This is a genomic window from Aminobacter sp. Piv2-1, assembly GCF_037625995.1.
Taxonomy (GTDB): Bacteria; Pseudomonadota; Alphaproteobacteria; order Rhizobiales; family Rhizobiaceae; genus Aminobacter.
On the sequence record NZ_JARKMU010000003.1, the window covers coordinates 414,942 to 436,342 of the forward strand.

At 65.7% G+C, this 21,401-nt stretch carries 18 protein-coding genes and 1 riboswitch; of the genes, 7 read left to right on the forward strand and 11 right to left on the reverse strand.

Annotated elements, in window-relative coordinates:
* Positions 1-467: 467 nt before the first annotated feature.
* The 3 genes from AmiPiv_RS08200 to AmiPiv_RS08210 form a co-directional block, all read right to left on the reverse strand.
* On the reverse strand, positions 468-974 hold the full coding sequence (locus AmiPiv_RS08200; protein ID WP_340036855.1) for a Clp protease N-terminal domain-containing protein: 507 nt from the start codon (positions 972-974) through the stop codon (positions 468-470).
* 10 nt (positions 975-984) lie between these two features.
* Positions 985-1,206, reverse strand: a complete 222-nt coding sequence (locus AmiPiv_RS08205) for a hypothetical protein (RefSeq protein ID WP_340036856.1) — start codon at positions 1,204-1,206, stop codon at positions 985-987.
* Positions 1,207-1,311: 105 nt separating this feature from the next.
* Positions 1,312-3,759, reverse strand: coding sequence for a membrane-bound PQQ-dependent dehydrogenase, glucose/quinate/shikimate family (locus tag AmiPiv_RS08210; RefSeq protein ID WP_340036857.1), 2,448 nt, complete (start codon positions 3,757-3,759; stop codon positions 1,312-1,314).
* Between the two features lie 164 nt (positions 3,760-3,923).
* Between AmiPiv_RS08210 and AmiPiv_RS08215 the strand changes: the two genes are divergently transcribed.
* Positions 3,924-4,379, forward strand: coding sequence for a MarR family winged helix-turn-helix transcriptional regulator (locus AmiPiv_RS08215; RefSeq protein ID WP_340036858.1), 456 nt, complete (start codon positions 3,924-3,926; stop codon positions 4,377-4,379).
* 399 nt (positions 4,380-4,778) lie between these two features.
* A complete protein-coding gene (locus AmiPiv_RS08220; RefSeq protein WP_340036859.1) occupies positions 4,779-5,549 on the forward strand; it encodes an isocitrate lyase/PEP mutase family protein in 771 nt (256 codons plus the stop codon).
* Positions 5,550-5,603: 54 nt separating this feature from the next.
* Here the strand turns inward: AmiPiv_RS08220 and AmiPiv_RS08225 are convergent, their stop codons facing one another.
* The gene (locus tag AmiPiv_RS08225; RefSeq protein ID WP_340036860.1) at positions 5,604-6,986 is read right to left on the reverse strand and encodes an FAD-containing oxidoreductase; all 1,383 of its coding nucleotides are present in this window, start codon (positions 6,984-6,986) and stop codon (positions 5,604-5,606) included.
* Positions 6,983-7,450, reverse strand: coding sequence for a DUF4126 domain-containing protein (locus AmiPiv_RS08230; protein ID WP_340036861.1), 468 nt, complete (start codon positions 7,448-7,450; stop codon positions 6,983-6,985). Before AmiPiv_RS08230 ends, AmiPiv_RS08225 begins: the two co-directional genes overlap by 4 nt.
* A gap of 145 nt (positions 7,451-7,595) precedes the next feature.
* Between AmiPiv_RS08230 and AmiPiv_RS08235 the strand changes: the two genes are divergently transcribed.
* The 3 genes from AmiPiv_RS08235 (at position 7,596) to AmiPiv_RS08245 (ending at position 9,749) form a co-directional block, all read left to right on the forward strand.
* Positions 7,596-8,150: a sugar O-acetyltransferase gene (locus AmiPiv_RS08235; RefSeq protein WP_340036862.1), complete on the forward strand. Its 555-nt coding sequence runs from the start codon at positions 7,596-7,598 to the stop codon at positions 8,148-8,150.
* 60 nt (positions 8,151-8,210) lie between these two features.
* A riboswitch (FMN riboswitch) is annotated at positions 8,211-8,355 on the forward strand.
* Between the two features lie 76 nt (positions 8,356-8,431).
* The gene (locus AmiPiv_RS08240; protein WP_340036863.1) at positions 8,432-8,905 is read left to right on the forward strand and encodes a 6,7-dimethyl-8-ribityllumazine synthase; all 474 of its coding nucleotides are present in this window, start codon (positions 8,432-8,434) and stop codon (positions 8,903-8,905) included.
* Positions 8,906-9,272: 367 nt separating this feature from the next.
* The gene (locus tag AmiPiv_RS08245; protein WP_340036864.1) at positions 9,273-9,749 is read left to right on the forward strand and encodes a GFA family protein; all 477 of its coding nucleotides are present in this window, start codon (positions 9,273-9,275) and stop codon (positions 9,747-9,749) included.
* Here AmiPiv_RS08245 and AmiPiv_RS08250 read toward each other — a convergent pair.
* A complete protein-coding gene (locus tag AmiPiv_RS08250) occupies positions 9,746-10,438 on the reverse strand; it encodes a winged helix-turn-helix transcriptional regulator (RefSeq protein WP_340036865.1) in 693 nt (230 codons plus the stop codon). The genes AmiPiv_RS08245 and AmiPiv_RS08250 overlap by 4 nt on opposite strands.
* Before the next feature lie 169 nt (positions 10,439-10,607).
* Here AmiPiv_RS08250 and AmiPiv_RS08255 point away from each other — a divergent pair, with 169 nt between their 5' ends.
* Positions 10,608-11,780 carry an acyl-CoA dehydrogenase family protein gene (locus AmiPiv_RS08255; protein ID WP_445206919.1) on the forward strand — a complete coding sequence of 391 codons (1,173 nt, stop codon included), beginning with the start codon at positions 10,608-10,610 and terminating at the stop codon, positions 11,778-11,780.
* Positions 11,781-11,847: 67 nt separating this feature from the next.
* Here the strand turns inward: AmiPiv_RS08255 and AmiPiv_RS08260 are convergent, their stop codons facing one another.
* The 4 genes from AmiPiv_RS08260 to AmiPiv_RS08275 all read right to left on the reverse strand — a co-directional run bounded on the left by AmiPiv_RS08260 (position 11,848) and on the right by AmiPiv_RS08275 (position 18,273).
* Positions 11,848-13,527, reverse strand: a complete 1,680-nt coding sequence (locus tag AmiPiv_RS08260; protein WP_340036866.1) for a formate--tetrahydrofolate ligase — start codon at positions 13,525-13,527, stop codon at positions 11,848-11,850.
* A 55-nt stretch (positions 13,528-13,582) separates the two neighbouring features.
* Positions 13,583-14,476: a bifunctional methylenetetrahydrofolate dehydrogenase/methenyltetrahydrofolate cyclohydrolase FolD gene (gene folD, locus AmiPiv_RS08265; RefSeq protein WP_340036867.1), complete on the reverse strand. Its 894-nt coding sequence runs from the start codon at positions 14,474-14,476 to the stop codon at positions 13,583-13,585.
* 287 nt (positions 14,477-14,763) lie between these two features.
* Positions 14,764-16,479 carry an APC family permease gene (locus AmiPiv_RS08270; protein WP_340036868.1) on the reverse strand — a complete coding sequence of 572 codons (1,716 nt, stop codon included), beginning with the start codon at positions 16,477-16,479 and terminating at the stop codon, positions 14,764-14,766.
* Between the two features lie 84 nt (positions 16,480-16,563).
* Positions 16,564-18,273, reverse strand: coding sequence for an APC family permease (locus AmiPiv_RS08275; RefSeq protein WP_340036869.1), 1,710 nt, complete (start codon positions 18,271-18,273; stop codon positions 16,564-16,566).
* A gap of 508 nt (positions 18,274-18,781) precedes the next feature.
* Here AmiPiv_RS08275 and AmiPiv_RS08280 point away from each other — a divergent pair.
* Positions 18,782-19,435, forward strand: coding sequence for a LuxR C-terminal-related transcriptional regulator (locus tag AmiPiv_RS08280; protein ID WP_445206927.1), 654 nt, complete (start codon positions 18,782-18,784; stop codon positions 19,433-19,435).
* Between the two features lie 597 nt (positions 19,436-20,032).
* On the opposite strand, the gene AmiPiv_RS08285 is transcribed toward AmiPiv_RS08280, so the two are convergent.
* Positions 20,033-21,394, reverse strand: a complete 1,362-nt coding sequence (locus AmiPiv_RS08285; RefSeq protein WP_340036871.1) for an NAD(P)/FAD-dependent oxidoreductase — start codon at positions 21,392-21,394, stop codon at positions 20,033-20,035.
* Positions 21,395-21,401: the final 7 nt, after the last annotated feature.

Sequence of the window (21,401 nt, forward strand, 5' to 3'; positions counted from 1 at the left end):
TCATGTCGGCCCCTGCACAAGCAGCATTGCTGCATCGCAGCAATGCGCGCCGCGCATGGCAGGCATTCGGGAGGTGCAGTCCGGGCGCGGTCAGGACTGCTGCGTCAGGTCGCGGCGCAGGAATTCGACCGCGGTGTTACCGGCCTGCGGGTTGCGCAGGACGCCGGTCATCGGCGTGCTCACCTTCGTCTACCCCGTGGTCGCCATCATCATCGACTGGGCGATCTACGGCCATCCGATCGGCGTCGCCCAGGGAGTGGGCATGGTCCTGATCGCGGTCGCGACGCTCGGCTCGGCTGGCGCCTGCCGGTTCGGCGGACCAGAGCGGCTTTCGCAGGCCAGAAATGAGAAAGGGGCGCTCGAGGCGCCCCTTCCGATGTCGATGCGCTCAGGGTTGCGCCATCTGGCCGCGCAAACCGTGTGTCCGGACAGCGGAACAATGGCCTTGCGACGGAGAGCGATGGAGATCAGCGGGCGGGGCCGATTGTTTCGACTATCCCGTCGGCAGCCGATTTTAGCGTGGCGGGATCAACGCCCAAGGCACGGAGTGCACGCGGCGCCACACCCTGCGACATTCCCGCGACGATGCCGACGACATGGGCGCCGAGCAATGGGGCATGGTGTTTCCGGGTTGCTGCCAACTCCTGCATGACTGCCTGCCCGGAGGGTGCCGCTTGATATGCGCCGGGATTTGCCGAAATCGACGTTTCATGCGGTGCATCCGCTGTCAGACCGAGCGACCGAAGGGCATCGCCATATTGCCGTTCGATCGCGGCTTGCAGGGCGTCTGGCTCCACTCCTACTCGCTCAAAGGCGAGACGAGCCGTGCCGTCCGGAAGATCGAGGGCGGCCAACAGAAAATGTTCGGCCCCCGGCTCCCGTTGCTGATCGTGCAAGGCATGGGCTTCCGCCCGCTCGCAGAGACGCTTGATAATGTTCATGTCGTCGAGCTTTGATTTGATGCCTTTGAACATCGAGTTCCCCTTATGCGGAGCTGTCGCTCTCCGCCACGTCCGAAAGTCGCTTATGGGCGGCCTGCTTGGTGATCCCGAGTGCTTGGGCAATCCTCGACCACGACCAACCTTGCTGCAGGGCCGATCGCACGGCCTCGCGTTCGATCCTGTCCGCCAATCGGCGCAAAGCGACGACAGCAGCCAAGGCTTCATCGGGATCGGTCGGGATGGTGATTTTAGCCAGGTCATCCATGCGTCAACCTTAGTTGACGATCGACGCACCGTCAACAAAAGTTGACGGTGCGTTTGTTATCAGCTTTTTACACGGATCTCGCGCCCAGACGATGCCCTGGAGAACTCAGTTCTGCTTGGGCAGCTTGTAGGCGACGATGTAGTCGCCGCGGTCGGGCGACTGGCGCGCGCCGCCGGCGGAGATCACCACATACTGGGTTCCGCTTTCCGGCGACACGAAGGTCATCGGCGTCGACTGCGCGCCGACGGGCATGCGGCCCTTCCACAGCTCCTTGCCGGTCTCCACGTCGAGGGCGCGCAGGTAGTAGTCCTGCGTGCCGGCGTAGAAGACGATGCCACCGGAGGTGGCGATCGGGCCACCCAGCGTCGGCATGCCGATCGGGATCTGCAGACCCGTCTTCATGCCCAGCGGGCCGGTATCCTCCAGCGTGCCGGCCGGAACCTGCCAGACGATCTGACGGGTCTTCAGGTCGATGCCGGTGAAGGTGCCGTAGGGCGGCTGGTGGCAGGGGACGCCGAGCGGCGACATGAAGCCGTTCTTCAGCGCGCCATAGGGCGTGCCCTTCTGCTGAGACAGGCCGTCATGGGCTGCCGAGCCGCCATAGTTGTCGGTCGTCTCGCGCGGCATCAACTGGGCGAACTGCGGCATGCGGATGTCGTTGACAATCAAAAGGCCGCGGGCCTCGTCGATCGCCGCACTGCCCCAGTTCATGCCACCGTAGTAGCCCGGGAAGATGATCGAGCGGGTCAGGCCGGGAGGCGTGAATTCGCCCTCGTAGCGCATCTTCTTGAACTCGATGCGGCAGTAGAGCTGGTCGTAGGGCGTTGCACCCCACATCTTGGCCTCGGTGAAGGGCTCGGCGCCGATCTGCGGCATGCCGACCGAATAGGGCTGCGTCGGCGACAGGAAGTCCTCCGGCACGCCGCCGGTCTGCGGCACCGGGCGTTCCTCGACCTCGGCGATCGGCTTGCCGTCGCGGCGGTCGAGCATGAAGATCTGCCCGCGCTTGGTGATCTGGATCAGCGCCGGCACGGTGCCGCCCTTGCCATCCGGCACGTCGTAGAGTGCAGGCTGGGCGGGGACGTCGTAGTCCCAGATGTCGTGGTGCACGGTCTGGAACTTCCAGCGCTCGCGACCCGTGGCGATGTCGAGGGCGACGACCGAAGCGGTGTAGTCCTCGGCGGCCTTCGAGCGATGCGCTCCGAAGAAGTCGGGCGTGGCGTTGCCCGTCGGCAGATAGACCAGGCCGAGCGCTTCGTCATAGGCCGGCGTCGACCAGACGTTCGGCGTGCCGCGCGTGTAGCTCTCGCCTTCCGGCGGCAGCCTGGTGATCGCCGGGTTGCCGAGGTCCCAGGCCCAGACCAGCTCGCCGGTGCGGGCCGAAAACGCGCGCACGGCGCCCGAGGGCTCGCCGGTCTCGACATTGTCCCACACCCAGCCGCCGACCATGATCAGGTCGCGGGTGACGGTCGGGGCGGAGGTCTGGAAGTAGAAGCCGTCCTTGACCTCGCCCATGCCCTGCTTGAGGTCGACGATGCCGCCATTGCCGAAATCCTGGCACAGCTCGCCGGTCTTGGCGTCGAGTTCGATCAGGCGGGCGTCGATTGTGGTCATGACGATGCGCGCCGCGCAGGCGTTGGCAGCCTGGGCGACCTGGGTGGCCGGCGCGATCGGGCTAGCCGGGGCCAGCGGATCGGCCGGGGCGGAGGCATTTGTGGGGGCAGGCGTGTCAGCCTGCGCTGCAGCCGGGCCAGGCTGGTAGTAGCTCACGCCGCGGCAGCGCTGCCACAGCGGCGACTTGGCCTTGGGGTCGAACTTCCATTTCACTTCGCCCGTATCCGGGTTCAGCGCATGGACGATGTTGTTGGGCGAGCAGGTGTAGAGCGTGTCGCCGACGAAGAGCGGCGTGTTCTGGTCCTGTGCCGTGCCCTGCGGGGTATCGCCATACTGGAAGGTCCAGGCGACCTCGAGCTTGTCGACATTGTCGCGGTTGATCTGGTCGATCGGCGCATAACGCGTGCCCGCCGGCGTGCGGCCGTAGTGGCGCCAGTCGGTGGCGCTCGCAGCAGCCGGGGGGACGGTCGGCGCGGGCTCGGCAGAGGCCAGCGCGTTGCGGGTCACCCCATGCGGGGCAAAACCGTAGAAGGCGGTGGCGGCGAGTGCTGCGACCAGCAGGGCGGCGAGAGCAAATGGCCCGCGTTTGCCGCTGCTGGTGGGGAAGAGCGGGGCGAGCAACAGCGCCGGGATGGCGATGACGGCCGGTGCGACGAGACGCGGGATCAGCGGCCAGAATTCGAGGCCGGATTCCCAGATCGCCCAGGCGACGGTCGCCAGGAAAACGAAGCCGTAGAGCCAGAGGCCCGCCTTGCGGCGCATGACGTAGAGGATGCCGGAGGCGATGACGCCGAGGCCGGCGAGCGCGTAATACCACGATCCGCCCAGGCCGATCAGCTGGATGCCGCCATAGACGAGCGGTGCCCCGATGATGACCATGAGCAGACCGAATAGAACCAGGAGCCAGCCGCCGCTCCCGCTTTTCTGAAGTTCTGCCATTTTGATTACCTGCGAAATTGTCAATCGGTTCGATGCGGCCCGTACGGGCGGCGCCGGTTGCGATCGTCCTGCCGGACGTTCGGGCATGTCTCCTCGGCCATCACCACGGCGCCCCGAGCAAGAATCTGATCGCATCCTAATAGATAATATGCTATCTTTTTTGGATGTCCAATGGGGCCGCCGCGCGCGCCAGTTTAGGCAAGCATCTCATCGCCGTCGCCAGATTGTGGCGGCGGGCGGCCGACCGCGCGCTCGACGATTGCGGCCTGTCGCATGCCACCGCGATGCCGCTCGTCACCCTGTCGCGCCTGGGCGACAACCGTCGCCAGGGCGTGGTGGCCGATCATCTCGGCCTCGAGGGGCCGTCGCTGGTGCGCACCGTGGATATTCTGGTGGCCGACGGGCTCATCACGCGCAGGGAAGATCCCGACGACCGGCGGGCCAAGATCCTGTCGTTGACCGATGCCGGCCGCGCCCGCGTGGTCGAGATCGAGCGGATATTCGAGCGCCTTCGCAACGACCTGCTGGCCGGCGAGAACGAGCGCGAATTGGAGATCGCGGTCGCGCTGCTCGAACGGCTGGAGAACAGGCTGCTCGCCGCCGAACCCAACGAGGACTGACGCTTGCCGTCTGGCGTTACGGGGGAGGGGCGGTCCCTCGACCTGGGCCGCAACAGTTGCTGCTACCTCACGGCATGGATCCCCGGGTCTCCGCAGTTCGCTTCGCTCCTGCTCCGCCCGAGGATGACGACCTGAGTGGACGCCACCGCCAATCTCCGACGTCCGCGATTGGCGAGGAACCCCATCCCTTCGTCATCCTCGGGCGGAGCAAGAGCGAGGCGAACTGCGGAGACCCGGGCATCCATGCCGTGACCTAGCAACTGCCGCGATGGTCCCGACCAGACAGCGGTTCACACCCGCGGCTCTGGCCACGTCGATACCGTGTTCTGCGCCATGCTGAAGCCGTGCCACGCTGGTAGGCTGCGAACCTCTCGAACCCGCATACGCGAGGAAGATTCCATGACCAGCCAGATCGACAAGGCGAAAGCCTTCCACGCCCTGCATGTGAAGGGCAATCCCGTGGTGCTCTACAACGCGTGGGATCCCGGCAGCGCGGCCATCGTCGCAAGGGCCGGGGCCAAGGCGATCGCGACCGGCAGCGCCCCGGTGGCGATGGCGTTCGGCTACACCGACGGCGAGAAGATCCCGCTCGACCTCGCGCTCGACAACATCAGGCGCGTCGTTGCGGCCGTCGACCTGCCGGTTACGATGGACCTCGAGGGCGGCTACGGCGTCGAGCCGGAAAAGGTTGCGAAATCTGTGACACGCGCCATCGAGGCGGGCGCCATCGGCTTCAACTTCGAGGACCAGGTCGTCGGCGGCAGCGGCCTGCACGACATCGCGCTCCAGGCTGAGCGCGTGGCAGCGGCCGCCACTGCGGTCAAGGCCTCGGGCGTGCCGGCCTTCATCAATGCCCGCACCGACATCTTCCTCAAGAACAAGCCCGACACCCATGTCGAAAAGCATGTCGACGAGGCCGTCGAGCGCGCTCGTGCCTATGCCAAGGCGGGTGCACACGGCTTCTTCGCGCCCGGCCTGGGTGACGAGAAGCTGATCGGCCGGCTCTGCCGCGAGGTCGAGCTGCCGGTCAACATCATCGCGCTCGCCCACGTGCCGCCGAAGGCGAAGCTCACTGAGTTCGGCGTCGCCCGCATCAGCTACGGCCCGGTTCCCTATCGCCAGATGGCCGAATGGCTGGAGGCCAAGGCGCGCGCGGCCATCGAAGGCTGAGCGCTGCTCCATCCCGAACAAGTGCCGTGCCGGCCTCTTGCGTCCGCGCGGCACTTAGCTCAGCGGCTTCAGCTCAATCGCAATCGTCGGCAGAAGCTCCGACACCGTCGGGTGGATGTGCACGGCGCGCTGCAGCGTTTCGATCGGCGCTCTCGCGTACATCAGGTCGAGCACGGCATGGATCGCCTCGTCGCCGCCGGTGCCCAGCACCGAGGCGCCGAGGATCTCACTGGTGTCGGCGTCGACCAGGATCTTCATGAAGCCCTGCGTCTCGCCCTTTTCGACGGCGCGGCCGACGCGCGTCATCGGCCGCTGGCCGGCCAGCACCTTGCGGCCGCTCTTGCGGGCGGCGGTCTCGGTCATGCCGGCGCGGCCGAGCGGCGGGTCGATGTAGAGCGCGTAGGCCTCGATGCGGTCGCTGACCTTGCGCGGGTCGTCGTCGAGCAGGTTGGCGGCGACGATCTCGAAGTCGTTGTAGGAGGTGTGGGTGAAGGCGCCCTTGCCGTTGCAGTCGCCCATTGCCCAGATGTGCGGGACGTTGGTCCTGAGCTGGTCGTCGACCTCGACGAAGCCGCGCTTGTCCACTGCCACGCCCGCCTTGTCGAGGTTGAGATCGTCGGTGTTGGGCTTGCGGCCGATGGCGAGCAGCACGTGGCTGCCGGTCACTGCGCGGTCGCCCGAGGTACAGTCGACGCCGACGGTGACGCCTTCTGGATGCGGGGCGAAGCTGATGCACTCTGCATTGAGCCTGAGTGCGATGCCTTCGTGCTCGAGAATGCCCTTCACCGCCTCCGAAACATCCTCGTCCTCGCGCGAGATCAGCCGAGGGCCCTTCTCCACCACGGTCACTTGCGCGCCGAAACGGCGGAACATCTGGGCGAACTCCAGGCCGACATAGCTGCCGCCCACCACCACCAGATGCTTCGGCAGGAAGTCGACCTCCATCATCGAGGTGTTGGTGAGATAGGTGATGTCCTTGACCCCGGGCATGTCGGGGATGTTGGCGCGGCCGCCGACATTGATGAAGATGTGCTCGCCATGGAGGAATTCGTCGCCGACGCGCACCTCGTGCGGCCCCTCGAAGCGGGCATGGCCGCGATAGAGCGTGCAGCCCTTCATGCCACCGATCCAGTCTTCCAGGTTGGCGCGGGAATCGACCGTCACCTTGTCCTTGCGGGCCTTCACCGCCTTCATGTCGACGGAGACAGTGCCGGTCGAGACGCCATAGTCGGCGCCGGTGCGGGCGAGGTGGGCGGCATAGGCGCTCGCCACCATGGTCTTGGTCGGCTTGCAGCCGGTGTTGACGCAGGTGCCGCCGACCAGCTTGCGCTCGATCAGCGCCACCGTCTGGCCCGCCGCCGTCAGCCGGCCGGCCAGCGGCGGCCCGGCCTGGCCGCAGCCGATGATGATGGCGTCGAATTTCCTGGCCACGCTCATGCGACGAGGCTCACGATCCAGAGCGCGCCGAGGATCGCCACCGCATCCTCGACCAGTGCCGCCGGCAGATCCTTGCCGAAGGCGTTGGCCAGGCTTGCACGCGCGGCGGCACCACCGAGGGTGCCGAGGATCGCGCCGATGATGCCGGCGGCCAGCCCGCCGAAGACCACCCCGCCCACCGTGCCGATGACGGCGCCCGACAGCGCGCCGGTCAGGATGCGGGCGCCAAACTGCTGCGGCACCTTGCGGCTCGGCGTCGACGGCAGCTGGTCGGTGACGAGTTCGACCAGCGCAAGCACGGTGAAGATCGCAACTGCTATCCAGTGGCCCATGAAGCTCGCCCATGTGCCGGCGACCGGCAGCCAGCCGAGCCAGGCGCCCCAGGCGACGGCGGCCGGGGCGGCCATGGCCCTCAGGCCGGCAACAATTCCGATGAGCAGTGCGAGCAGGTAGAACGTCGCCATCCGTTGTCCCCCGTGGCCGTGACCGGAAGTGCACTTCGCCCGAAGGCTAGCACAGCCAGATGCTTTCGCCAGAGGCGGGCGACTTCGACCTTTGCAGCATGGTGCATTCTGTGGTTGGCTGGGCGAGATGGAAAGGGCCGCGAACATGGCTCTCAGCGAACGCGACAAGATGGCCGTGGGGGAGTGGTACACTTGCCTCGATCCCGAACTCGACGCGCTGCGCCTGACCGCCGCCGAGGCCGTCTTCGAGCACAATTCGCTGCCGCCGGCAGCGCGCGGCGACATCGCGCCCGCACTTCGCGCCCTGCTCGGTTCGGTTGGTGCCGGCTGCCGCATCGAGGCGCCGTTCCATTGCCCCTACGGCTTCAACATCCATCTCGGCGAAAACGTGTTCCTCAATGCCGGCTGCACGATCCTCGACACGGCACCCGTGCGCATCGGCAAGGGCACCATGTTCGGGCCAAACGTGCAGGTCTATTGCCCCGAGCATCACGGGGACCCGGTCAAACGCCGTGCCGGCCTGGAGATCGGCCGCCCGGTCACGATCGGCGACAATGTCTGGATCGGCGGCGGCGCCATCCTCCTCGGCGGCATCGAGATCGGCGATGACGCCATCGTCGGCGCAGGTTCGGTGGCGACCAAGAACGTGCCGGCGGGTGCGACCGTGGTCGGCAACCCGGCCCGGCCGATAGCCAGATAGCTGAAACTATTATTCCTGCCGTTGACAGTCCCGCCGGCCCCCGGCATATCGAGAGGGCAAATATGTTCTCAGGGCGGGGTGAAAGTCCCCACCGGCGGTAAGGGTTTCGGCCCAAGCCCGCGAGCGCCTTCCGGCAATGGAAGGGTCAGCAGATCCGGTGCGATTCCGGAGCCGACGGTCATAGTCCGGATGGAAGAGAACGATGGGACGAGCGGTGGCGCATGCCGCCGGAAGTCCGTGTCGTGCGTCCTGATTCTGGTTCGAAACGGAAGGATGGACCCATGAATCAGCAATCCCCGAAAGACTTCGATACCCGCCGCGTCGCCGTGATCCGCGCCCGCTGGCATGCCGACATCGTCGACGAATGCGTGAAGGCATTCGGTGCCGAGCTTGAAAGACTGTCGGGCGGACGTATCGCCGTCGACGTCTACGACGTGCCCGGCGCCTACGAGATCCCGCTGTTTGCCAAGACGCTGGCCGAGACCGGCCGCTACCAGGCGATCCTCGGAGCGGCCTTCGTCGTCAATGGCGGCATCTACCGCCACGATTTCGTGGCACACGCGGTGCTCGACGGCATGATGAACGTGCAGCTTCAGACCGGCGTGCCCGTGCTGTCGGCGGTGCTCACCCCGCACAACTACCACGACAGCGCCGAGCATCACCGCTTCTTCTTCGACCATTTCAAGGTCAAGGGCAAGGAAGCCGCCAACGCCTGCGTCGAGATCCTCAAGGCGCGCGCCCTGATCGCCGCCTGACGCGACGGTTCTTGTTCTGGCGGGGAGGGGCACCGCGTCAGGCAGCTTGTGCCGGCTGGTCACCCCCACCCCTAGCCCCTCCCCACAAGGGGGAGTGGAATCTGGCGCCAGCTCCACCTTGCGCCAATCCTTGATGTTTTCGCCAAAGCGGCGACGCTCGCCTCCCTCCCCCTTGTGGGGAGGGACCGAGGGTGGGGGTATGAGGGCGCCGATGCTCCTTGATGTGATTGCCCAGCACAAATAGGAAGTGGTCGGTCGTTGATCGCCCCGCCTGCGATGGCGCGCCGCACCGAAACGGCGAACGTGGCCCTAGGCTTCGGACAGCCGGCATCGCATGATGCGACAAGCATCAGACAAGGAGCCCGTCATGTCGTCCATTCCGCTGCCGCTCAAGGGTTCCTGCCGCTGCGGCCGGGTCGAGATCGAGGTGTCGAAGCCGCCCATCGCCACCGCCGCCTGCCACTGCCCGGGCTGCCAGAAGATGTCGTCCTCGGCCTATTCGCTGACGGCGATCGTGCCGGCCGACGGTTTTGCCGTCACCAAGGGCGAGACCGTCGTCGGCGGCGCGCATGGCGAGGAGCTGCACCATCATTTCTGCGATTACTGCAAGTCCTGGATGTTCACCCGCGTCGAGGGCGTCGACTGGTTCGTCAACGTGCGGCCGACCATGCTGGAGGACACGGCCTGGTTCCGCCCGTTCATGGAGACCTTCACGAAAACCAGGCTGTCCTTCGCCGAGACCGGCGCTGTCAGGAGTTTTCACGAGTTTCCGGCGATGGAGGAACTCGAGCCGCTGATGCAGGAGTACCAGGCCTGGGCAAAAGCAGGGGAAGCGTCGAACTAAGGCACGCGGCGGGACACCGGCGCGAAGCTGCTCAGGCCGAGCCAGGCCTGCATGGCGCGGGCGATGCGGTCGTCGCCGTCGAGTTCCAGCCTGCCGGAATCGATCTCCTGGCTCAGCCGGGCGAGGCCCATCCACACCGCCGTCATGCTGCGCAAGGAGCCGGTGACCTGCAGGTCGACCTCGAAGCCGGGGTCGGAATTGCAGAGGTCGACCGTGCCTTCGTCGACCACCAGCCACCAGTTCTGCTGCGCCTTGCTCACCTCGGGGTACAGAAAGTGAATCGTGCAGCGCTGCGGCGGCAACGGCTCCGGGTTGAGGTTGCGTCGCATGTCCCACATCAAGAGCGAAGGGTCGAGATTCCTGAGGGTTAGCTGGCTTTCCACCCAACGGTGACCCCATTCGCCGAGGCCGAGGATGACCGGACGCAGGTCCTCGCCGGCCTCGGTCAGGCGGTATTCGACGCTGCCCGAGGCGCCGCGCTCGGTCTGCACCACGCCGGCGCGTTCGAGCTCCTTCAGCCGCTTGGACAAGAGAGCCGGCGACATCTTGGGCACGCCGCGGCGAAGATCGTTGAAACGGCTCGATCCCATCAGCATTTCGCGCACGACCAAGGTCGTCCAGCGCGTGCAGAGGACCTCCGACGCCATCGAAACCGGACAGAATTGGCCATATCCGCCGCGATCGCTCATCTCGCACCAGTCGCAGGGGGGACCGGACCTTATAGCGCAAATGCCGGCTTTCCGCACCTAGCCCATAGGGTTGACTGACGGGCTGGCCGATTCAGTTCCTGAACTGGACCCGGCCGGTCGTTGGCGCGATGTTCCGCCCCGACCTGCCGGTCAACCAGGAGACGACTTGATGAGAAGTCTTGAAAACATGACGACGGGAAGCACAGGTGCCGCAACTCAGATCCCGACCGATGTCGTGGGCGTGGCCCATGACCTCGCTCCCGTCCTTGCCGAACGTGCTCCCAAGTTCGACGAGGGCGACCGTTTCGTCGCCGACAACTACGTGCTTCTGAAGGAAGCCGGGCTCGTCCAGGCCGGTGTGCCGCTCGAACTGGGCGGCGGCGGGGCCGATGTCGCCGAGCTCAGCGAGATGCTGCGCATCATGGCGCATTCATGCGGTTCGACCGCGCTCGCCTTCGCCATGCACACCCACCAGGTGGCCATCCCGGCCTGGCGCTGGCGCCACCAGAACGTCGCCGCCGTCGAGCCGCTGCTCAAGCGCGTGGCAGCCGAGAGGATCATCCTCCTCTCCAGCGGCGGGTCCGACTGGATCGGCGGCTCCGGCAAGGCCGAGAAGGTCGAGGGCGGCTACCGCATCGCCGCGCGCAAGGTCTTCACCTCGGGCGCGATCGCGGGCGACATCCTGATGACCGGCGCGATCCATTGCGCCGAGGACGGCACCGAAAAGGTGATCCATTTCGGCGTGCCGATGCGGGCGCCGGAGGTCACGGTCATGGACAATTGGCGCACCCTGGGCATGCGCGGCACCGGCTCGAACGACGTCGTCATCGACAACCTGTTCATCCCGGATGCTTCCGTCGCCTTCTCGCGTGCTGCTGGCCACTGGCATCCGGTGTTCCAGATCATCGCCACCATTGCCTTCCCGCTGATCTACTCGGTCTATCTCGGGATTGCCGAAAGCGCCCGCGACATCGCCGTCGAGATCGCCCGCAAGAAGCCGGCAAGCGAGACCGCGCTCAATCTCGCCGGGCGCATGGAGACGGCCCTGCGCGCCGCCCAACTGGCGCATCGCGCCATGGTCGAGGAGGCCGAACGCAACGCGCCCTCGGCTGAAATCGTCAACGAGGTGATGATCGGCCGCTCGCTGGTCGCCAGCCATGGCCTGGAGGTGGTGGAACTCGCCATGGAACTCGCCGGCGGGTCGTCGTTCTACCGCGATCGCGGGCTCGAGCGCCGCTTCCGCGACATGCAGGGCGCCCGCTTCCACCCGCTGCAGGCCGGACCGCAGGCCCGTTACGCCGGGGCGATGGCGCTCGGCCTGCCTGTCGACGCGATCTTCTGAGCACATCGCCAAAAAAATCGGCCGCCGCGATTTCTCGCGGCGGCCGAGCTTTTTCGAGCTGTCGCTCTCAGAACAGGCCTTCGATCTGGCCCTGTTCGTTGAGGAAGATCTTCTCCGAGGAGGGTGCCTTGGGCAGGCCGGGCATGGTCATGATCTCGCCGCAGATGGCGACGACGAAGCCGGCGCCGGCGGCCAGGCGCACCTCGCGCACCGGCACCACGTGGTCGACGGGCGCGCCGCGCAGGTTCGGGTCGGTCGAGAACGAGTACTGGGTCTTGGCCATGCACACCGGCAGGTTGCCGTAGCCGGCCGCCTCCCAGGCATGCAGCTGGTCGCGCACCGACTTGTCGGCGATCGCCTGCGAGCCGCGGTAGATGCGCTTGACGATGGTGTCGATCTTGTCGAACAACTTCATGTCGTCGGGATAGAGCGGGGCGAACTGCGAGGCGCCGCTTTCGGCGAGGCTGACCACCTTCTTGGCCAGCTCCTCGATGCCGGCCGAGCCCTTGGCCCAGTGCTGGCACAGGATCGCCTCCTCGCCCATCCTGGCGACATAGTCCTTCATCGCCTGGATTTCGGCGTCGGTGTCCGAGTAGAAGTGGTTGATCGCCACCACCGCCGGCACGCCGAACTGGCGCACGTTCTCGATGTGACGGCCGAGATTGGCGCAGCCCTTCTTCACCGCCTCGACGTCCTCCTTGCCGAGGTCCTCCTTCTTGACGCCGCCGTTCATCTTCATGGCGCGCACCGTCGCCACGATGACGGCGGCCGCCGGCTTGAGCCCCGCCTTGCGGCACTTGATGTCGAAGAACTTCTCCGCCCCGAGATCGGCGCCGAAGCCGGCCTCGGTGACGACATAGTCGGCGAGCTTGAGGGCGGTGGTGGTGGCGACCACCGAGTTGCAGCCATGCGCAATGTTGGCGAAGGGGCCGCCATGGACGAAGGCCGGGTTGTTCTCCAGCGTCTGCACCAGGTTGGGCTGCACGGCATCCTTCAGAAGCACCGCCATGGCGCCGTCGGCCTTGAGGTCGCGGGCATAGACGGCCGACTTGTCGCGGCGATAGGCGACGATGATGTCGCCGAGGCGCTTTTCGAGGTCCTTGAGGTCGGTGGCGAGGCACAGGATCGCCATGACCTCCGAGGCCACGGTGATGTCGAAGCCGGCCTCGCGCGGAAAGCCGTTGGCGACGCCGCCGAGCGAGCAGTTGATCTCGCGCAGCGCCCGGTCGTTCATGTCCATGACCCGGCGCCAGACGACGCGGCGGGTGTCGATGTTGAGCTCGTTGCCCCAGTAGATATGGTTGTCGATCAGCGCCGACAGAAGGTTGTGGGCGGTGGTGATGGCGTGGAAGTCGCCGGTGAAGTGGAGGTTCATGTCCTCCATCGGCACGACCTGGGCATAGCCGCCGCCGGCGGCACCGCCCTTGACGCCGAAGTTGGGCCCGAGCGAGGCCTCGCGGATGCAGACCACGGCCTTCTTGCCGATGCGGTTCAAGCCGTCGCCGAGACCGACCGTGGTCGTGGTCTTGCCTTCGCCGGCCGGCGTCGGGTTGATGGCGGTGACCAGGATCAGCTTGCCGTCCTTGCCCTTGCGCGCGTTGGCGATGAACTCGGCCGAGATTTTCGCCTTGTCGTGGCCGTAGGGCAGAAGATGCTCGGTCGGAATGCCGATCTTCGCCCCGATCTCCTGGATCGGCTTCTTCTTGGCGCCGCGCGCGATCTCGATGTCGGTCTTGAATTCGGCCATGACTCTCTTCCCTTGAGTTGGTTCGATTTTTTCAGGCAGCCCGAAGGCGTCCGGATCAGAAACGCGGCGCGGGCTTGCCGGCGGTGCGATAGGCGGAGGCCACGGTGTTGGCCATCAGCAGCGCGATCGTCATCGGTCCGACGCCGCCAGGCACGGGCGTGATCGCGCCGGCCTGTTCGGCAGCGCCGGCATAGTCGACGTCGCCGACCAGCTTCGACTTGCCGTTGGCGCCGCCGTCGAGGCGGTTGATGCCGACGTCGATGACGGTTGCGCCCGGCTTTACCCAGTCACCCTTGATCATCTCCGGGCGGCCGACAGCGGCCACCAGGATGTCGGCCGTGCGGCACAGCGCCGGCAGGTCCTTGGTGCGGCTGTGGGCGACCGTGACGGTGGCGTTGGCGTTGAGCAGAAGGTTCGCCATCGGCTTGCCGACGATGTTGGAGCGGCCGACCACCACGGCGTTGAGGCCCGACAGATCGCGGCCGATCGCGCGCTCGATGAGCAGCATGGAGCCCGCGGGCGTGCAGGGCACGAAGGCAGTGTCGAGTTCGCCGGTGCCGAGCTTGCCGACATTGGTGAAGTGGAAGCCGTCGACGTCCTTGTCGGCGGAAATGGTCTGGATGATCCTGCCGGCGTCGATGTGGTCGGGCAGGGGCAGCTGCACCAGGATGCCGTGGATCGCGGGATCGGCATTGAGCTTCTGGATAAGTGCGACCAGGTCGGATTCGGTGGTCTCCGCCGGCAGCGCGTGCTCGACCGAGTGGAAGCCGCATTCCTTGGCCTTCTTGCCCTTGGACGAGACATAGACCTGGCTCGCCGGATCCTGGCCGACGATGACCACCGCAATGCCGGGGGTCACGCCGGTCGAGGCGATCAGTTCATCTGCCGCGACCCTGACCTTTGCCACCACGTCGGCGGCTACTGCCTTGCCATCGATTACCGTCGTCATGTCCGTGCAATTCCTCCCAGGCGAGCGCTGCCATCCCTACGGCACGTGCCGTCGGTTTGTAGCTTCGGATGCGACATCCGGCCAGCTATTCGCGCTGAATTTTCCCGTCTGAATCTATAGCAAGAGCGGCTCGGGGAAGTCAACCAGAATGCAAGAATGTTTCATAGAAAGAAATATTAGCCGGGACGTGTGATGTGAGCGTTCTTTCGTAGGAGTCTGAAGCAGCACCATAAAACAGCAAAGGCCGGCTTGCGCCGGCCTCCCCGCTTGAAAGTGCGGTCGTTTCCTCAGATGACGAAGTACCAGTTGGCCAGAAGCACCACGGCGACGCCCGCGACCAGGGTGAGATAGGGCAGCATGCCCGCCTTGCGCACCTTGAGATCCTCCTGCCTGATTCCCAGGTCGTCGAGCATGTGCTCGGGGAACTTGCCGCCGTCCTGGACGTAGTGGCGGTAGCAGAACACCGGGATGATGAGGGCGGCCGCGATGAAGCCGGCCCACAGCGCCCAGGGGTTCCACACCTTGGCGCCGGCGCCCATGAACATGGCGTTGACGTAGGAGAGCAGGGCGCCGACCGCGATCAGGATCGTCGGCGCCTTCCACGGCCGGTGGATGTGGCCGTTGTCGATGCGGTGGATCCAGCCCGAGTTGAGGTTGAGGAAGTTGAAGATGATGTAGCCGCAGTTCGACACCGACAGCACGAAGAAGAAGCTGGTGGCGTCCGCCGCGGCGATGGCGAGCAGGAAGACGTTGAAGATCAGGTCCGTCCACATGGCGCGGGTGGGTGCGCCATGGCCGTTGACGTGGCTGAGATAGCGCGGCAGCCAGCCGTCGACCGAGCCCTGGTAGAGGGTGCGCGAGGAACCCGCCATGGCGGTCATGATCGACAGCATGAGCGCCAGGATCATCAGCATGACCATGATCGAAGTGACGAAGCCGGCGCCGCCGACCATCTCGGCCATGGCCTCGGCGACGCCCGAGCCGTCGACGATGGGGCCGGCGAGCATGCCTTCGAGGCCGAGCACGCCCTGGAAGGTGAACGGCACCAGCGTGTAGAGCGCCAGGCACAGCAGGCCCGAGTAGAAGATCGCCCGCACCGTGTCGCGGCCGGGGTTCTTGAATTCCGAGGTGTAGCAGATGGCCGTCTCGAAGGCGTAGGCCGACCAGGCGGCGATGAACATGCCGCCGAGCACCAGCGTCCAGCCGGCGACGTTCCAGGTGCCAGGCTCCGGCGCATAGGCCGCGGCCAGCGGCACCAGCGGCGAGTAGTTGGCCCAGTTGATCTGGCCGGTGAGGATCGGCACGACGCCGACGATCAGCATCGGCACGATGACGACCAGGCCGATGAACTTCTGGACGTTGGCGGTGCCGAGGATGCCGCGGTGCTGGATGGCGAAGGTCGCCAGCATCAGCACGACGCCGATGAAAAACACCGAATTGAGCGAGAAGCTGACCGGGCCGAGCGTGCCTTGGTAGAGCGTCCAGGTGCGGATGGCGGGCGTGGCGGCCGCCGTCAGCGCGGCGATGGCGTCGGCTGCGGCCTTGCCGGCATTGGACGGGTCGGCGAGCCAGGCGACGACCTCGGGCGAGGTATCGCCGAAGGCCGGGATGGGCGCCAGCGCGTTGAGGATGTAGGCAGCCGCGATCGAGCAGCCGAGCGACAGCACCGGCGTCCAGGCCAGCCAGTTGCACCACACCGACAGCGGCGCGATGAACTTGGAGTAGCGCAGCCAGGCGGTGGCGCCGTAGACCGAGGCGCCGCCCGACTTGGACGGGAACAGCCCGGCGATCTCGGCATAGGTGAAGGACTGGATCAGGCCGAGGATGATCGAGGCTGTCCAGATCAGGAAGGCCGGCGTGCCGGTCGTGCCGGCGATGCCGCCGATCGAGAACAGCACCAGCGCGGGCACGCCGCTGGCGACCCAGAAGGCGCCGCGCCAGTCGATGGTTCTGTGGAGCTGGCCGTCGCCCGTGTCGCCGTGTGTAGTCGTCGTCGTGCTCATGGTCGTTCCCCGACCTTGGCAAAAGGTCCCGTGCCTTTCGGCACGGGACCGTCAGTCGTCGTTATCGTTGTTGGGTTCGGCGTGTCAGAGCACGAAGAACCAGTTGGATATCAGTACCACGGCCAGTCCGGCGATCAGCGTCAGATAGGGCAGGATGCCCGCCTTCTTCACGCGAAGGTCGCTCTGCTGCATGCCGAGATCCTCGAGCATGTGCTCCGGGAACTTGCCGCCGTCCTGGATGTAGTGGCGGAAGCAGAACACCGGGATGATCAGGGCCGCGGTGAACAGGCCGGCCCACAGGGCCATCGGGTTCCACACCTTGGCGCCGGCGCCCATGAAGATGGCGTTGACGTAGGCAAACAGGGCACCGACCGTGATCAGCCAGGTCGGGGCGCGCCACGGCCGCTGGATGTGGCCGTTGTCGATGCGGTGGATCCAGCCCGAGTTCAGGTTGAGGAAGTTGAAGATGATGTAGCCGCAGTTCGACACGGCGAGGATGAAGAAGAAGCTCGTCGCGTCGGCCGAGGCGATGGCCAGGACAAACAGGTTGGCGACGAGATCGGTCCACATCGCCCGCGTCGGGGCGCCGTGCTCGTTGACGTGGCTGAGGTAGCGCGGCAGCCAGCCGTCGACCGAACCCTGGTAGAGGGTGCGCGACGAACCGGCCATGGCGGTCATGATCGCGAGCAGCAGCGCCAGGATCATCAGCATGACGAGCAGCGTCTTCACCAGTCCGCCGCCGCCCACCATGCCGGCGAGGGCGTCGGCAACGCCGGAGCCGTCGACGATCGGGGTGGCCAGCATGCCGTTGAGGCCGAGCACGCCCTGGAAGGTGAAGGGCACGATCATGAACAGCAGCATGCAGAGCAGGCCGGAATAGAAGATGGCCTTGAAGGTGTCGGTTGCCGGGTTCTTGAATTCGCGGGTGTAGCAGACGGCGGTCTCGAAGCCGTAGGTCGACCACGCCGCGATGAACATGCCGCCGAGTACCAGCGTCCAGCCGGCGACGTTCCATGAGCCCGGCTCAGGCGCATAGGCTGCGGCCAGCGGCACGAAGGGCGAATAGTTGTCCCAGTTGATCTGGCCGGTCAGGATCGGAACGATGCCGACGATCAGCAACGGCACGATGACCAGCAGGCCGACTACCTTCTGAACGGCTGCGGTGCCGAGAATGCCGCGATGCTGGATGGCGAAGGTGAGCAGCATCAAGACGGCGCCGATCCAGAAGGTGGCGTTGAGCGAGAAGCCGACCGGGCCCAGCGAGTGGCTGTAGAGCGTCCAGGTGCGGATGCCGGGCGTCGCGGCGGCGGTCACCGCTGCCACGGCATCGGCCGCACTGGTGCCGACATTTGCCGCCATGTACTGCAGCACCTCCGGCGAGGTCTCGGTGAAGCCCGGGATCGGTGCCAGCGCATTGAGGATGTAGGCGGCCGCGATCGAACAGCCGAGCGACAGCACCGGCGACCAGGCGAACCAGTTGCACCATACCGACAGCGGCGCGACGAACTTGGAATAGCGCAGCCAGGCGGTCGCGCCATAGACCGAGGCGCCGCCCGACTTGTTCGGGAACAGGCCGGCGATCTCGGCGTAGGTGAAGGACTGGATGAACCCCATCAGCATGGAGAAAATCCAGATCGCGAAGGCGATGTTGCCGGCGGTGCCGGCGATGCCGCCGATGGAAAACAGGACGAGGGGCGGCACGCCGCTGGCAACCCAGAAGGCGCCTCGCCAGTCGATGGTTCGATGAAGTTGGCCGGCGGTCTCCGCCGGACTGATGTCCGTTACAGCGCTCATTGGTTCAGTTCCCCATTAGCTAAAAGACTGCCCGTCGCCCACGCCGACCTCCTCGGTTTCGTGGTACGCATGTTTTTCCGCTTAGGCTTCTTTTTTTCCTCAAGGTAAAGTTTGTCCGAATCCGAGGCGGCGTCAAGCCATTTCGTCGCACCCTGAGAGGAAAGTTCGCCGGATACCGGACCGGGTCGGAGGTTGGCCGGCCGCGGCGCATCCGACCGGACGAGCGCGACCTACCCGGATGGGTGGTTTTGGCGCCAGGCCGCCCTTCGCCGGCTCAAGATCGGCAACCGCGTCGAAATGACTGATTGCACTGGAAGGAAAAAATCATTCATGTTATGAATTGCGCAATCGCTAATCAGCGTCGCCATGGAGGATGGCGAAGGTCGCGCAGGGGCAGGAGCCCGGCCGGCAACGCGCGTAAGACTAGGGAAGAGGTGGGCGCAGAAGCATAGGCGGGAGGAACATGAACGCCGAATGGAAAGGTCAGCGCCAAGGCATCGGGATTGAGGTGGTGTCCGTGGCCGGAGATAAGAAGTTCAAGGTCTTGATCGCCGAGCGCAATCCGCTGGTGATCGCCGCGCTTGGCGACATGCTGTCGCGCGACAGCCGGTTCGAGCTGGTCGAGAGCGTCCAGACGGGCAAGGCCTTCATCGAGGCAGCATCGGCGTCGCAGCCGGCCTTCGACATTGCCGTGCTCGGCTGGAAGCTGTCTGACATGGACGGCGGCGAGGTGCTGGCCGAGATGCAGCGACGCTCGCTGCATGCGCGCGTGGTCATCTTCTCCAACGACCACGACGTCGCCATCCTCAAGCAGTGCGTACGGCTCGGCGTCCAGGGCTTCTGCTACCAGTTCGACGATCCGGCGATCCTGTTCGATACGCTGGTGGCGGTCGCGCACGGCCGCATCTGCATTCCCTACATGGACGTGTCGAAGATCAACGACACGCCGCTGTCGAGGCTGACGACGCGCGAGCGCGAGCTGCTATCGGTTCTCGCCGACGGCTGGACCAATCTGCAGATTGCCGCGCGCACCGGGATCTCGGAGAACACGGTCAAGTACCATCTCAAGAATCTCTACGACAAGCTCGACGTCCGCAACCGCGCCATGGCGGTCGCGCTCTACGCCAGCGAGAAGAACCGCGGCCCGAGCCTGAGTTCGTAGAAGACGGGACGAGTTGCCTACGGGGCAACTCGTCTGGGTGTGAGGTCCAAGGTCTGACCTCGCACGTTTCGCCCTTCGCGTCCGTAGTCCCCCTCTCCGTCACGGCTGCGCCGCGCCACCTCTCCCCCACTTCGTGGGGGCGAGGAAACGCCAATCGCGTAGATCGCAAACACCGTTCGCCGAACTCGATGCCGATCGCATGTTTGCTGCGTTGGGAAAGGGCGGCCCCCACAGAACCTGGGTTCCTCGCCCCCACGGGGGCGAGGAAACGCCATCCGCGTAGATCGCAAACACCGTTCGCCGAACTCGATGCCGATCGCATTTGTTGCGTTGGGAAAGGGGCGACCCCCACAGAACCTGGGTTCCTCGCCCCCCATGAAGTGGGGGAGAGGTGGCACGGCGAAGCCGTGACGGTGAGGGGGCTTTCGGGCGCGGCGCAGTTGCCATCCGGCATCAAGATGCAACGGCCTCGTTCGACGAAGGGCACCCGCGGCGCCATGGCCGAGCGCTTCGTCGCTCCAGCGGATAGGCCTCAAAAGAGCAAAATGCCGCCCCGGTGGGGCGGCATTGCATGTCTCGTAGCTAGGCCGTCTGGCCTTACTCGGCAGCCTCTGCGGTGCGCAGGTAGGATTCCAGCGAGTCGTCGAGCGCATCCTTCCACGGCGTATGGTGCGCCGGCGCCATCGTGCCGGTGATGACAGAGCGGTAGGAGTGGTTGCGGAACTCCATGATGCCCTTCTTCTTGTGCTCCTTCCACTCGAAGAAGGCCGCGTTGGCGCCGTCCACGTCGAAGCTCGGGTAGTCGGTCTCGGCGATCAGTTCCTTGACGTATTCGCCCTGGTATTCGATCGCGTCATGGGAGTCCTTGCCGGCATCCTCGCCGGCGACGCGGTCCGCGACGTCGGCGATCATCGCCTGCTTGTCGGCAGGCAGCTTGATGCGGCCGAGGATCACGTCGCGCGCCCACCAGGCCTGGGCATCGAACATGTTGAAGGTGAACCACTGGTCCTGCATGCCGACATAGAACAGCGCCGGATTGTGGACATAGGCGACGCCCTTGTAGAGGTCGGCGGTCGCCAGCCGGTTGGCGGTCCTCAGCCGCAGGTCGTCCGGCAGGAACGGGAAGTGGTGCTTGTAGCCGGTGCACAGGATGATCGCGTCGATGCGCTTGGTCGAGCCGTCCTTGAAGGTGGCGGTGTTGACATCGACCCTCTCCAGCAGCGGCCGCTCTTCCCAGTTGTCGGGCCATTTGAAGCCCATCGGCGCGGTGCGATAGCAGTTGGTGATCGACTTGGCGCCGTATTTCCAGCACTGCGAGCCGATGTCCTCGGCCGAATAGCTGGTGCCGACGATCAGGATGTCCTTGCCGATGAACTCGCGGGCGTCGCGGAAGTCGTGGGCATGCAGGATGCGGCCGTTGAAGCGGTCGAAGCCGGGGAATTCGGGGACGTTCGGGGTCGAGAAATGGCCCGAGGCGACGATGACGTTGTCGAATTCCTCGGAATAGCAGTGATCCTTCGGCAGGTCCTGCACGGTGACGGTGAATTTCCTGGTCTGTTCGTTCCAGGTCACCATGCGCACGACCGTCTCGAAGCGGATCCACTTGCGCACGCCGGCCTTCTTCACCCGGCCCTCGATATAGTCGAAGAGGACCGCGCGCGGCGGATAGGAGGCAATCTGCTTGCCGAAATGCTCCTCGAAGGAATAGTCGGCGAACTCCAGGCCCTCCTTGGGGCCGTTCGACCACAGATAGCGGTACATCGAACCGTGGACGGGCTCGCCATACTGGTCGAGGCCCGTGCGCCAGGTGTAGTTCCAAAGGCCGCCCCAGTTGGCCTGCTTCTCGAAGCAGACGACTTCCGGGATGTCCGCGCCCTTCTCGGCGGCCGATTGAAATGCCCTCAGCTGCGCCAGACCCGACGGTCCGGCTCCGATTACGGCGACACGCTTGGCTGTCATGGGTTCC

Excerpts from the sequence above, each read along its gene's own strand:
- AmiPiv_RS08200 (WP_340036855.1), bottom strand. The coding sequence starts at position 974 with ATGTTCAAAGGCATCAAATCAAAGCTCGACGACATGAACATTATCAAG.
- AmiPiv_RS08205 (WP_340036856.1), bottom strand. The coding sequence starts at position 1,206 with ATGGATGACCTGGCTAAAATCACCATCCCGACCGATCCCGATGAAGCC.
- AmiPiv_RS08210 (WP_340036857.1), bottom strand. The coding sequence starts at position 3,759 with ATGGCAGAACTTCAGAAAAGCGGGAGCGGCGGCTGGCTCCTGGTTCTA.
- AmiPiv_RS08215 (WP_340036858.1), top strand. The coding sequence starts at position 3,924 with ATGTCCAATGGGGCCGCCGCGCGCGCCAGTTTAGGCAAGCATCTCATC.
- AmiPiv_RS08220 (WP_340036859.1), top strand. The coding sequence starts at position 4,779 with ATGACCAGCCAGATCGACAAGGCGAAAGCCTTCCACGCCCTGCATGTG.
- AmiPiv_RS08225 (WP_340036860.1), bottom strand. The coding sequence starts at position 6,986 with ATGAGCGTGGCCAGGAAATTCGACGCCATCATCATCGGCTGCGGCCAG.
- AmiPiv_RS08230 (WP_340036861.1), bottom strand. The coding sequence starts at position 7,450 with ATGGCGACGTTCTACCTGCTCGCACTGCTCATCGGAATTGTTGCCGGC.
- AmiPiv_RS08235 (WP_340036862.1), top strand. The coding sequence starts at position 7,596 with ATGGCTCTCAGCGAACGCGACAAGATGGCCGTGGGGGAGTGGTACACT.
- AmiPiv_RS08240 (WP_340036863.1), top strand. The coding sequence starts at position 8,432 with ATGAATCAGCAATCCCCGAAAGACTTCGATACCCGCCGCGTCGCCGTG.
- AmiPiv_RS08245 (WP_340036864.1), top strand. The coding sequence starts at position 9,273 with ATGTCGTCCATTCCGCTGCCGCTCAAGGGTTCCTGCCGCTGCGGCCGG.
- AmiPiv_RS08250 (WP_340036865.1), bottom strand. The coding sequence starts at position 10,438 with ATGAGCGATCGCGGCGGATATGGCCAATTCTGTCCGGTTTCGATGGCG.
- AmiPiv_RS08255 (WP_445206919.1), top strand. The coding sequence starts at position 10,608 with ATGAGAAGTCTTGAAAACATGACGACGGGAAGCACAGGTGCCGCAACT.
- AmiPiv_RS08260 (WP_340036866.1), bottom strand. The coding sequence starts at position 13,527 with ATGGCCGAATTCAAGACCGACATCGAGATCGCGCGCGGCGCCAAGAAG.
- folD (WP_340036867.1), bottom strand. The coding sequence starts at position 14,476 with ATGACGACGGTAATCGATGGCAAGGCAGTAGCCGCCGACGTGGTGGCA.
- AmiPiv_RS08270 (WP_340036868.1), bottom strand. The coding sequence starts at position 16,479 with ATGAGCACGACGACGACTACACACGGCGACACGGGCGACGGCCAGCTC.
- AmiPiv_RS08275 (WP_340036869.1), bottom strand. The coding sequence starts at position 18,273 with ATGAGCGCTGTAACGGACATCAGTCCGGCGGAGACCGCCGGCCAACTT.
- AmiPiv_RS08285 (WP_340036871.1), bottom strand. The coding sequence starts at position 21,394 with ATGACAGCCAAGCGTGTCGCCGTAATCGGAGCCGGACCGTCGGGTCTG.